This window comes from Streptomyces sp. NPDC006450, assembly GCF_040612195.1.
Taxonomy (GTDB): Bacteria; Actinomycetota; Actinomycetes; order Streptomycetales; family Streptomycetaceae; genus Streptomyces.
Genome location: NZ_JBEXPT010000158.1, coordinates 1 through 12,092, shown reverse-complemented (window position 1 = coordinate 12,092; position 12,092 = coordinate 1). Strand labels below are relative to the sequence as shown.

The window sequence follows — 12,092 nt, the reverse complement described above, 5'->3', positions numbered from 1 at the left end:
CTCGACTCCTTTCCTAGGCGGGGGGTGAGGCCGCCCCCCCCCCGCCGAAGGCGCGCCGGGACAGGTTGGGTTCGTACGAGGTCACGGGTACTCCAGAACACGGCCCGCCGGCCTTCCGGCGCGGGCCGGCTCCGGGCGGCGCGGGACGGCGCGGGGCACGGCGGAGCGGGCTCGGACGGAAAGCGGCGGGGAAAGGAGAAAAAGGAAAGGGAAAAGCGGCGTGAGCTACGCAGAACAGCGACAGATGGCGCTGGCGACACGGACGAGGTCCACGTGTCGGCGCGCGACGAGGGTGACGGTGCGGTCACCGAGAGGCTGCATGGGCCGGAGCCTGTACGAAACCACAGGCGACTGTCAACCAGGGCAATCCGGATATTGAGACGAACAGGTTCCGTCACCCTGCGTGCTGTGACATTTCCCGGGCATCCCCAATTCGGACCAGTGGTCGATCTCGCCTACACTCGGAGGCGTGCCTCGTGGTGATGGACGACTCAACCACGACCTGCTCCCCGGCGAAAAGGGCCCCCAGGACGCTTGCGGCGTCTTCGGTGTCTGGGCTCCGGGTGAAGAGGTCGCCAAGCTCACCTACTTCGGACTGTATGCATTGCAGCACCGCGGACAAGAGTCCGCGGGTATCGCTGTGAGCAACGGTTCCCAGATCCTCGTCTTCAAGGACATGGGACTCGTTTCCCAGGTCTTCGACGAAACCTCTCTCGGCTCGCTCCAGGGTCATATCGCGGTCGGTCACGCCCGCTACTCGACCACTGGCGCCTCCGTCTGGGAGAACGCTCAGCCGACCTTCCGTGCGACCGCCCACGGCTCCATTGCCCTGGGTCACAACGGCAACCTGGTGAACACCGCCGAGTTGGCCGAGATGGTCGCCGACCTCCCCCGTCAGGACGGCCGTGCCACCCAGGTGGCGGCCACCAACGACACCGACCTGGTCACCGCCCTGCTGGCCGGCCAGACGGACGACGACGGCAAGCCCCTGACCATCGAGGAGTCGGCCACCAAGGTCCTCCCGAAGGTGAAGGGCGCCTTCTCGCTCGTCTTCATGGACGAGGGAACGCTCTACACCGCCCGTGACCCGCAGGGCATCCGCCCGCTGGTCCTCGGCCGCCTGGAGCGCGGCTGGGTGGTGGCGAGCGAGACCGCCGCCCTGGACATCTGCGGCGCCAGCTTCGTCCGCGAGGTCGAGCCGGGCGAGCTCATCGCGATCGACGAGAACGGTCTGCGGACCTCTCGCTTCGCGGAAGCAAAGCCCAAGGGCTGTGTCTTCGAGTACGTCTACCTGGCGCGCCCGGACACCGACATCGCCGGCCGGAACGTCTACCTCTCGCGTGTCGAGATGGGACGGCGCCTGGCCAAGGAAGCCCCGGCCGATGCCGACCTGGTGATATCGACGCCGGAATCGGGCACGCCCGCCGCCGTCGGCTACGCGGAGGCCAGCGGGATTCCGTACGGCGTCGGCCTGGTCAAGAACGCCTACGTGGGCCGGACCTTCATCCAGCCCTCGCAGACGATCCGCCAGCTCGGCATCCGCCTCAAGCTCAACCCCCTCAAGGAAGTCATCCGGGGCAAGCGCCTGGTGGTCGTCGACGACTCGATCGTCCGCGGCAACACCCAGCGCGCCCTGGTCAAGATGCTCCGCGAGGCCGGCGCGGCGGAGGTCCACATCCGGATCTCCTCGCCGCCGGTGAAGTGGCCGTGCTTCTTCGGCATCGACTTCGCCACCCGGGCCGAGCTGATCGCCAACGGCATGACGGTCGACGAGATCGCCACGTCGCTCGGCGCGGACTCGCTCTCGTACATCTCGCTCGACTCGATGATCGAGGCGACGACCATCCAGAAGCCCAACCTCTGCCGTGCCTGCTTCGACGGCGTGTACCCCATGGAGCTGCCCGACCCGCAGCTCCTGGGCAAGCAGCTCCTGGAGACGGAGCTGGCCGGCGGTACCGACGCCGCCGACGCCCTCCGGCGCCCGTAGGGCCCGGGGCAACGCTGTAGGGTCCGCGGGCTCGCCCGAGCCCGCGGACCATCAGCCCCTCCCCTTCCCCCCTCATCCTGCTCAACCTGCGCGGGGCCTTCTCTTTCAGGCTTTTCCAGGGCCTCGCACCACCGCAGCAACGACACGAAAGCTCTCTCCTGTCATGACAGAGAAGACCACCGGTGCCAGCTACGCAGCCGCGGGCGTGGACATCGACGCGGGAGACCGCGCCGTCGAGCTGATGAAGGAGTGGGTGAAGAAGACGCAGCGCCCCGAGGTCCTCGGCGGCCTCGGCGGTTTCGCCGGCCTCTTCGACGCCTCCGCCCTCAAGCGCTACGAGCGCCCCCTGCTCGCCTCCGCGACCGACGGCGTCGGCACCAAGGTGGACATCGCCCGCCGCATGGGCGTGTACGACACCATCGGCCACGACCTCGTGGCGATGGTCATGGACGACATCGTCGTCTGCGGCGCCGAGCCGCTCTTCATGACCGACTACATCTGCGTCGGCAAGGTCCACCCCGAGCGCGTCGCGGCCATCGTCAAGGGCATCGCCGAGGGCTGTGTCCTCGCCGGCTGCGCCCTGGTCGGCGGCGAGACCGCCGAACACCCCGGTCTGCTGGGCCCGGACGACTTCGACGTGGCGGGCGCCGGCACCGGCGTCGTCGAGTACGACCGTCTGCTGGGTGCCGATCGCATCCGTACGGGCGACGCCGTCATCGCGATGGCGTCCTCCGGTCTTCACTCGAACGGGTACTCGCTGGTCCGCCACGTCCTCTTCGACCGGGCCGGAATGTCCCTGGAGGGCCACGTCGAGGAGCTCGGCCGGACCCTCGGCGAGGAGCTGCTGGAGCCCACCAAGATCTACTCGCTGGACTGCATGGCCCTCACCCGCACGGCCGACGTGCACGCCTACTCCCACATCACGGGCGGCGGTCTCGCGGCCAACCTGGCCCGTGTGATCCCGGACCACCTGCACGCCACGGTCGACCGCTCGACCTGGACCCCGGGCGCGATCTTCGACCTGGTCGGCAAGGCCGGTCAGGTGGAGCGCCTGGAGCTGGAGAAGACCCTGAACATGGGCGTCGGCATGATGGCCGTGGTCCCGCAGGACTCGGTGGACGTGGCCCTGACCGCCCTGGCCGACCGGGGCGTCGACGCCTGGGTCGCGGGAGAGATCCTGGACCGCGGCGACCACACCGAGGGCGCGACGATGACCGGCGACTACGCGGGCTGAGCGGCCCGGGGAGCACGGCTCCCACCGGTGCGAACAGCACGGAAACCCGGCCCGGGGCGATGCCCTGGACCGGGTTTCCGTACATGTGAAGCTGTGTGCCGCTGCTGAGGATCAGCGCACCGCGAGTTCGACGCCGAGTGGCGCGTCAAGCACCGCGACGGTAGACGGAGGGACCGGACTCTTCGTCCTCGTCCTCGTCATCGCTGTTGTAGCGCTCCGCGTACTTGGCGTACGGGTCGTCCTCGTCATCATCAAGCTCGTCATCGACGACCGGCTCGCTGACAGGCAGCGGTTCCGTGTGCGATGCGCCCAGCTCATTGGCCAGACGCGACAAGTCAGTCCCGCCGCTGCTGTACTTCAGCTGGCGGGCGACCTTCGTCTGCTTGGCCTTTGCCCGGCCGCGCCCCATGGCTCGACCCCCTCGGTGACGGGGCTCGACGGCCCCAGAGTCTGACACGCGTTCATGGTTCGGAGCGGGCTCTCCGTGGAGAGACCGTCCGTAGGGGTTTAACGGTACCTGCTTCCGCGGCCATACGGTACGCCGCCCGCATGACGCGCCCCGGTGCAGTACCAGCAAGGCGCCCCGTCCTCGCTGGTCAGCTGCGATTTTAGCCGTTTCCTGACGGGCGACCCGCCGAAGCGCAGTGAGTTCCGTCTCGCTGCGCCCCGGAGGGCCGCCCCAGAGGCCCCATAAGGGCCTCGTGAGCTCGGTCGGGGACCGGCCCGGTGGATCAGGCGGTGCGCGCGGCGCGGGCGTCCGCCATCCGCTGCTCGGCGATGCGGTCGGCGGCCGCGGCCGGCGGAATCCCGTCCGCCTTCGCACGTGCGAAGATCTCCAGGGTGGTGTCGAAGATCTTCGCGGCCTTGGCCTTGCAGCGGTCGAAGTCGAAGCCGCGCAGCTCGTCGGCGACCTGGATGACCCCGCCCGCGTTGACCACGTAGTCCGGCGCGTAGAGGATCCCGCGGTCCGCGAGGTCCTTCTCGATGCCGGGGTGGGCGAGCTGGTTGTTCGCCGCACCGCAGACGATCCTGGCGGTCAGGACGGGCACCGAGTCGTCGTTCAGGGCCCCGCCGAGCGCGCAGGGGGCGTAGATGTCCAGGCCCTCCACACGGATCAGCGCCTCGGTGTCGGCGACGGCGGTCACCTTGCCCGGGTGCTTGTCGAGGATGCGCTGCACGGACTCGGCGCGGACGTCCGTGATGACGACCTCGGCGCCGTCCTCCAGCAGGTGCTCGACCAGGTGGTGGCCGACCTTGCCGACCCCCGCGATGCCCACCTTGCGGCCGCGCAGGGTCGGGTCGCCCCACAGGTGCTGAGCGCTGGCGCGCATGCCCTGGAAGACGCCGTAGGCGGTGAGGACCGAGGAGTCGCCGGCGCCGCCGTTCTCGGGGGAGCGGCCGGTCGCCCAGCGGGTCTCGCGGGCCACGACGTCCATGTCGGCCACGTAGGTGCCGACGTCGCAGGCGGTCACGTAACGGCCGCCGAGGGACTCCACGAACCGGCCGTAGGCCAGCAGCAGTTCCTCGGACTTCAGTACGTCGGGGTCGCCGATGATGACGGCCTTGCCGCCACCGAGGTCGAGGCCGGCGAGCGCGTTCTTGTACGACATGCCGCGCGAGAGGTTCAGCGCGTCGAGGACGGCCTCCTCGTCCGAGGCGTACGCGTGGAACCGCGTACCGCCGAGGGCCGGGCCCAGGGCGGTGGAGTGGATCGCGATGACGGCCTTGAGGCCGGAGGCTCGGTCCTGGCACAGCACGACTTGCTCGTGGCCGCCCTGTTCACTGCGGAACAGGGTGTGCAGGACGCCGTCGGTCATTTCGGTCACGGTGGTGACTCCCATGGATGAGATGCGGCGGGAAAGACGCCCGCCCTGCGGGTGGGGGAGGGCGTGCTGGGAGCAGCGTAAGACCTGCGGGGCCCCCTGATCCTCCCTGTCCGGAGATCGGGACGTTCCGGGGCGGTGGCCCGGCGTGCGGGCCAGGCCGCGGGCCGCCGCCGGAGTAGGGCCGGGCGGGGCGGGGGAGTACGAGAGCGTGAGCGAATCCCCCGATCCCCGGCTGCCGTCCGCCCGCTCGGCCCCCGCCGTCCCCTACGCCTCCTACCTGCGCGTCTACGAGCCGCTGACGGCCTTCCCGGAGCCGGAGCGCACCCACTGGGCCGACTACGCCCGGCGCGGGGCCACCCCGACGGCCCAGGACGAACTGCGACGGTCGCTCGTGGACTTGGTGCGGGTGCCCGTGGTCGGGGTCCCGGCGCACGAGAGCGCGGACGCCTTCACCGCCGAGGTCGACGGGGTCCTGCTGGTCTGCCCGTGGCGGACGAGGCTGCGCGGCTGGCTCGCGCTCCAGGAGCTGGTGGCCGAGTTCCCGCTGCCGGTGCTCGACGCCGCCCTGCCCGCGGCCGCCCGCCGCCGCGCGGCCGAGGAGTACGAGGCCTGGCGCGGGCGGAACCCCGATGCGCGGCCGTGGATCCGTACGGCGGTCTGGCAGGTGCCGCTGCGCTGGTTCGTGCTGGTGTCCGACGAGGAGCGGGAGTACGTGCCGGGCGAGGGGCTGCGCTACCGGACGCCGATGGTGCAGGCCCGGCGCCGGCTCGCGCGGGGTCTGCGGACCCTGCGCGAGGCGGAGGGGTACGGGATGCTCGCCGAGGGGCTGGTGGAGGTCGGGAGCTGGCTGGAGGAGTTCCACCCCCGCTCGATGGTGGAGCTGGACTACGGGGGGTTGCTGCACACCCTGCCGGCGGAACGGCTCGCCGCCGACCACTCGGCCGCGGACCTGGCGGCGGGACTCGCGGCCCTGCGGGCCGGGGACCGGGACGGGGCGGCGCGGACGTACGGGGCCCTGGCGGAGCGGTGGCGGGCGGTCAGGGAGAGGCTCTTCGCCAATTGAGGAGTCCGGGGAGTCCGACGAGGCCGAGGCGTCCGGGGCGTCCGAGGCGTCCGAGGCGTCCGGGACGTCCGGGGTGACGGAGTGGTCGGGGGTTTCCGGGGGGCCGAGTGACCTGCGCTACCCGAGTAGCGACTCCGGACGCGGTTGTCCATCCGTCGATCGGCCGAGCACGGAAGAGAACGGCCAGCTCAAGACCGTGATGCCCTCTTTTGGGTCTTTGTTCCGGGACCTTCGTCCCGATACGGGCCATTGGCCCAAGGGTGACGGACCGCACTTTCTACACCCTTGCGCCCTTCCCCTACCCTCGTGCCAAAATAGGACAAGGAGTCCGGGGAGGGTTCCTTCCGTCCAACTAAGGGCGGAATGCTCGGTATTGCACTCTACGGGGGGTCTGACGACTCCTGATCGCTCTGTGACTGATCGTCACAGTGGGGTGACTGTCCGTTATGGGACGGTCCATCGGCTTCCGCCGCTGATGAACACCTCGGAGGGCAATTCCATCGGTTTGGCCGTCGAGGCTGGACGGATGGTGTAGTTGTAGTGCCGAGGACAAGCCGTTCGTCCTATAACCGACTCGGCCCGCGTATGTCCATTTCGGGCAACGTGGGCCAAGGTGCAGAATTTAGAGGAAAGAACCGAGATGGTTCGGTTCTCCCGAGGAGGCCGCTCATGACCGCTCGCACCCCTGATGCCGAGCCGCTGCTGACCCCGGCTGAGGTTGCCACGATGTTCCGCGTGGACCCGAAGACGGTCACCCGTTGGGCCAAGGCTGGCAAGCTCACGTCCATCCGCACCCTGGGTGGACACCGCCGCTACCGCGAGGCTGAGGTCCGCGCACTGCTTGCGGGAATTCCGCAGCAGCGCAGCGAGGCCTGAGGTTCCGCAGCACTACTTATTGCCGGGTGTTTATCGGGTCCCCCAATCCGATGAGCCCCACAGAGCTTCAAACGACCGGACCTGCCCCAACAGGTTCACAGTCGTTCGATCGCGCTGGACTCCGCCGGGTCCAGCGCGATCTTTTTTATGCCCTGGTCAGGGGGTTATCGAGCTGGTGTGCGGAGCCGGCGGGGGTGGGTGCAATTGCACATATAAAATCGAGCGGGCGTATGGGCGCGATAAAAGGGTGCGTCTCAAAAACACATGGGGTGACTCCCGTCACAGATGATCACTCTTGTGGATCAGGCAATGCACCCGTAAAGGGACGTGTCGTGCGGGGTGCATCATCCGGACGGGCGATTTCCCGGGCGGCGGGCCGTCCCGGGTGCGGAGCGGGGGCGGGCGGCCCGCCGGGCGGGTGTGCGGGCGGAGTTCGCCCGTAGGCCCGTGGCGGGCCTCCAGGCGGCCCTCGGGGCGCTGTGAGGAGTCGGGTGGGGTCCCAGCTGCCCCAGGGGCCCAATCGGGGGTCTGAGGCGGGCTGGTGGGCCGCCGGCGCCGGGAATCCCCCGTACTCCGGGACGGGAAACGCGTCAGGGCCCGCATCCCTGGGGATGCGGGCCCTGACGATCTTGCGAACCTGACGGGACTTGAACCCGCGACCTCCACCTTGACAGGGTGGCGAGCTAACCAACTGCTCCACAGGTCCTTGATTTGCGGCCGTTGGGCGGCTGCGAATCAGACTGTACCGCAGCTCAGGGGGTGCAGTCGAATTCGATCACCGGGCAGGTCCCGGAGCGGCCGCGTCCACCGCCTTCACGATGCGCTTGTCGGAGATCGGATAGGCCGTTCCGAGGGCGTGCGCGAAGTAGCTGACCCGCAGTTCCTCGATCATCCAGCGGATCTCGGCGACCTCCGCGGGGACCGGCCGGCCCTTCGGCAACTGCTCCAGCAGCCACAGGTACTCGTCCCGCATCTCGTGGACCTTCTCCATGCGCGTGGTGTCGCGCTGGACGCCCGTGGGCATCTGCTGGAGCCGCCGGTCGATTGCCACCAGGTAGCGCATCAGGTCCGGCAGCCGGCGCAGTCCGGTCAGCGTGACGAACCCGGCCGGCATGAGTGCCGCGAGCTGCGTCCTGACGTCCTGGACGTTGGCCACCAGGGCGAGGCTGGCCGTGGTCTTCAGGCGCCGCTCGCAGGCCTGCCAGGCGGCCAGCACCTGCTGCACCTGCGTGATCGTCCGTACGGTCGTGTCCACCAGGTCGGTCCGCACGGCCTCGTAGAGCTTGCGGAAGCCCGCCTCGTCCCATGCCGGGCCGCCGTGCTGCGCGATCAGCTGGTCGGCCGCCGCGGTCGCGCAGTCGTCGAACAGCGCCTGGATGGAGCCGTGCGGATTGCGCGACAGCGCCAGCTTCTGCTGGTTGCTCAGGTGGTCCGAGGCGAACTTCGCCGGGTTCACCGTGACGTTGAGCAGGATCAGGCGCCGGGTACCGAGCCGCATCGCCTGCTGCTGCTCGGCCTCGGTGTCGAAGAGGCGTACGGAGACGCTCGTACCGGCGTCCACGAGCGCGGGGTACGCCTTCACCGGCTGGCCGGCCCGGCGGGTCTCGAAGACCTTGGTCAGCGTGCCGATCGTCCAGTCCGTCAGCCCGGTCTTCTCCACCGACTCCCCGCCCTCCCGCTCCGCGCTGGCCGCGGCGGCCTGCGAGAGCGCCTGGCGGGCCCTGGGCTTGAGCTGGAGCCGCAGGGCCTCCAGGTCCTTGGCCTCGCCGAGGTTCTTGCGGCGCTCGTCGACGATCCGGAAGGTGATCTTCAGATGGTCGGGGATCCGGGTCAGGTCGAAGTCCTCGGCGGTGACCGGGACCCCGACCATCCGCTGGAGCTCCCGGGCCAGCGTCACGTGCAGGGGCTCCTGCAGCGGGTGGGAGGTGGCCAGGAAGCGGGTCGCGAAGTTCGGCGCGGGCACGTAGTGTCGGCGGATCGGCTTCGGGAGGGACCGGATCAGCTCGGTGACCACCTCCTCGCGCAGGCCCGGGATCTGCCAGTCGAAGCCCTCGTCCGTCACCTGGTTCAGCACCTGGAGCGGGATGTGGACGGTCACGCCGTCCGCGTCCGCGCCCGGCTCGAACTGGTACGTCACCCGGAACTTCAGCCGGCCCTGCATCCAGGAGTCCGGATAGTCGGCCTTGGTGACCCCGGCCGCCTTCTCCGTCAGGAGCATCTCGCGCTCGAAGTCGAGCAGTTCGGGCTCGTCGCGCTTCTTGTGCTTCCACCAGGAGTCGAAGTGCGCCCCGGAGACCACGTGTTCGGGGATCCGCTGGTCGTAGAAGTCGAAGAGCGTCTCGTCGTCGACCACGATGTCCCGGCGACGGGCCCGGTTCTCCAGCTCCTCCACCTCGGTCAGGAGCTTGCGGTTGTCGGCGTAGAACTTGTGGTGGGTGCGCCAGTCGCCCTCGACCAGGGCGTTGCGAATGAACAGGTCGCGCGAGACCTCGGCGTCGATCCGGCCGTAGTTGATCTTCCGCTGGGCGACGATCGGCACGCCGTACAGCGTGACCTTCTCGAAGGCCATCACCGCCGCCTGGTCCTTCTCCCAGTGCGGCTCGCTGTACGTGCGCTTGATCAGGTGCTGGGCGAGCGGCTCCACCCACTCCGGCTCGACCTTGGCGTTCACCCGGGCCCACAGCCGCGAGGTCTCCACCAGCTCGGCAGACATCAGGAACTTGGGCTGCTTCTTGAACAGCGAGGAGCCCGGGAAGATCGCGAACTTGGCCGACCGGGCACCCAGGTACTCGTTCTTGTCGGTGTCCTTCAGCCCGATGTGCGACAGCAGGCCGGCCAGCAGCGAGATGTGCACGCTCGTCTCCGGGGCGTCGGCCTCGTTGACGTGGATGCCCATGCCCTTCGCGACCGTACGCAGCTGCGAATAGATGTCCTGCCATTCGCGGATCCGCAGGAAGTTCAGGTACTCCTGCTTGCACATCCGGCGGAAGGAGGACGAGCCGCGCTCCTTCTGCTGCTCCCGGACGTAGCGCCACATGTTCAGGAACGAGAGGAAGTCGCTCGTCTCGTCCTTGAACCGGGCGTGGTTCTGATCGGCTTGCGTCTGCTTGTCCGAGGGCCGCTCGCGCGGGTCCTGGATGGACAGGGCCGCCGCGATGACCATGACCTCGCGGACGCAGTTGTTCTTGTCCGCCTCCACCACCATGCGGGCCAGGCGCGGGTCCACCGGGAGCTGGGAGAGCTGGCGGCCCATGGGCGTGAGCCGCTTCTTGTGATCCTTTTCCTCCGGGTCGAGCGCGCCGAGCTCCTGGAGGAGCTGCACGCCGTCGCGGATGTTGCGGTGGTCCGGCGGGTCGATGAAGGGGAACTTCTCGATCTCACCGAGGCCGGCCGCGGTCATCTGGAGGATGACGGAGGCGAGGTTGGTGCGCAGGATCTCGGCGTCCGTGAACTCCGGACGGGTCAGGAAGTCGTCCTCCGAGTACAGCCGGATGCAGATGCCGTCCGAGGTGCGGCCGCAACGGCCCTTGCGCTGGTTGGCGCTGGCCTGCGAGATCCGCTCGATGGGCAGCCGCTGGACCTTGGTGCGGTGGCTGTAGCGGGAGATGCGGGCGGTGCCCGGGTCGATCACGTACTTGATGCCGGGGACGGTCAGCGAGGTCTCGGCGACGTTGGTGGCCAGGACGATCCGGCGTCCGGTGTGCTGCTGGAAGACCCGGTGCTGCTCGGCGTGCGAGAGGCGTGCGTAGAGGGGGAGGACCTCGGTCAGGCGGAGCTTGCGCTTCTCCAGCGCGTCCGCCGTGTCGCGGATCTCGCGCTCGCCCGAGAGGAAGACCAGGATGTCGCCCGGCCCCTCCGACTGGAGCTCGTCGACGGCCTCGCAGATCGCGGTGATCTGGTCGCGGTCGCTGTCCTCGGAATCGTCTTCGAGGAGCGGGCGGTAGCGGACCTCTACGGGATACGTCCGGCCGCTGACCTCGACGATCGGGGCCTCGCCGAAGTGCCGGGAGAAGCGCTCCGGGTCGATGGTGGCCGAGGTGATGATCACCTTGAGGTCGGGGCGCTTGGGCAGCAGCGTGGCGAGGTAGCCGAGCAGGAAGTCGATGTTCAGCGACCGCTCGTGGGCCTCGTCGATGATGATCGTGTCGTACGCGCGCAGCTCGCGGTCCGTCTGGATCTCGGCGAGCAGAATGCCGTCCGTCATCAGCTTGACGAAGGTCGCGTCCTGGTCCACCTGGTCGGTGAACCGGACCTTCCAGCCCACGGTCTGGCCGATCTCGGACTTCAGCTCCTCCGCGATGCGCTCCGCGACCGTGCGGGCCGCGATCCGGCGGGGCTGGGTGTGCCCGATCATGCCCCGGACCCCGCGCCCCAGCTCCATGCAGATCTTGGGGATCTGCGTGGTCTTGCCGGAGCCCGTCTCGCCCGCGACGATCACGACCTGGTGGTCGCGTATCGCCTCGGCGATCTCGTCCTTCTTCTGGCTGACGGGAAGGTTCTCGGGGTACGTGACCTCGGGCTTCCGCGAGGCGCGCACGGCCAGTCGCGCGGCGGCCCTTTCGGCCTCCGCGCGGATCTCGTCGAGTACGGCCTGCTTGGCCTCGGGCTTGCGGATCCGGCGGGCGCCTTCGAGGCGGCGGCCGAGGCGGTGCGCGTCACGGAGGGAGATCTCACCGAGAAGCGTCTGCAGGGCGGCGAAGGAAGTAGACATACCTGGTCGAGGATCTCACCCGTAGGTGCCGGGTGGCGAACGCATTTGTGGGGCTGACCCGTACCATTTCGGGACGAGTCCCCCGAGCGTTACCCCGATGTGTCCCCCCGACGCGTCCGCACCGATGACCAGCGATGTCCCAGCGATGTCCCAGCGAGAGGCCGCCCACGATGTCCCGCAGCCGCCGCCTCCGTTGCGTGTTCGCGGTGCTGCTGGGCTGGGCCCTGCTCGCGGGGACCTTCCAGGCGGCGGCGTCCCCGTCGTCCCCGGTGGTCCCGGCCGTCCCGGTCGCCGTGGTGCCCGCAGCCGCTGGGCAGGGGTCCGTGCGGGCCCCGGCCCCCGCCGAGCCGGGCCCGGCTCCCGCCCCGGCCTTCGCCCCCGCCTCCGCCTCCGCC

Annotated in this window: 8 protein-coding genes, 1 tRNA gene and 1 pseudogene; 5 read left to right on the top strand and 5 right to left on the bottom strand. The window is 69.4% G+C overall.

Annotated features, from left to right (window positions below; genetic code table 11):
- Positions 1-225: 225 nt before the first annotated feature.
- Positions 226-321, bottom strand: coding sequence for a putative leader peptide (locus ABZY57_RS29710; RefSeq protein ID WP_323187867.1), 96 nt, complete (start codon positions 319-321; stop codon positions 226-228).
- A 148-nt stretch (positions 322-469) separates the two neighbouring features.
- On the opposite strand from ABZY57_RS29710, the gene purF reads away from it, so the two are divergent.
- Together purF and purM are read left to right on the top strand one after the other, a co-directional pair.
- A complete protein-coding gene (gene purF / locus ABZY57_RS29705) occupies positions 470-1,987 on the top strand; it encodes an amidophosphoribosyltransferase (RefSeq protein WP_243341158.1) in 1,518 nt (505 codons plus the stop codon).
- Positions 1,988-2,150: 163 nt separating this feature from the next.
- Positions 2,151-3,221 carry a phosphoribosylformylglycinamidine cyclo-ligase gene (purM, locus tag ABZY57_RS29700; protein WP_356517146.1) on the top strand — a complete coding sequence of 357 codons (1,071 nt, stop codon included), beginning with the start codon at positions 2,151-2,153 and terminating at the stop codon, positions 3,219-3,221.
- A gap of 145 nt (positions 3,222-3,366) precedes the next feature.
- On the opposite strand, the gene ABZY57_RS29695 is transcribed toward purM, so the two are convergent.
- Together ABZY57_RS29695 and ABZY57_RS29690 are read right to left on the bottom strand one after the other, a co-directional pair.
- Positions 3,367-3,630, bottom strand: coding sequence for a DUF3073 domain-containing protein (locus ABZY57_RS29695; protein ID WP_250751938.1), 264 nt, complete (start codon positions 3,628-3,630; stop codon positions 3,367-3,369).
- Positions 3,631-3,952: 322 nt separating this feature from the next.
- Complete coding sequence (locus ABZY57_RS29690) at positions 3,953-5,062, bottom strand: Glu/Leu/Phe/Val dehydrogenase dimerization domain-containing protein (protein ID WP_356517144.1); 1,110 nt, start codon at positions 5,060-5,062, stop codon at positions 3,953-3,955.
- A 193-nt stretch (positions 5,063-5,255) separates the two neighbouring features.
- Between ABZY57_RS29690 and ABZY57_RS29685 the strand changes: the two genes are divergently transcribed.
- Positions 5,256-6,110, top strand: a complete 855-nt coding sequence (locus tag ABZY57_RS29685) for a hypothetical protein (RefSeq protein WP_356517142.1) — start codon at positions 5,256-5,258, stop codon at positions 6,108-6,110.
- A gap of 669 nt (positions 6,111-6,779) precedes the next feature.
- Positions 6,780-6,986, top strand: a complete 207-nt coding sequence (gene bldC / locus ABZY57_RS29680; protein WP_003949541.1) for a developmental transcriptional regulator BldC — start codon at positions 6,780-6,782, stop codon at positions 6,984-6,986.
- Positions 6,987-7,618: 632 nt separating this feature from the next.
- On the opposite strand, the gene ABZY57_RS29675 is transcribed toward bldC, so the two are convergent.
- Together ABZY57_RS29675 and hrpA are read right to left on the bottom strand one after the other, a co-directional pair.
- A tRNA-Asp gene (locus ABZY57_RS29675) sits at positions 7,619-7,692 on the bottom strand.
- A gap of 69 nt (positions 7,693-7,761) precedes the next feature.
- A complete protein-coding gene (hrpA, locus tag ABZY57_RS29670; protein WP_356517140.1) occupies positions 7,762-11,697 on the bottom strand; it encodes an ATP-dependent RNA helicase HrpA in 3,936 nt (1,311 codons plus the stop codon).
- A gap of 170 nt (positions 11,698-11,867) precedes the next feature.
- Here hrpA and ABZY57_RS29665 point away from each other — a divergent pair.
- Positions 11,868-12,092: pseudogene (locus tag ABZY57_RS29665) on the top strand (hypothetical protein); the annotation flags it as partial.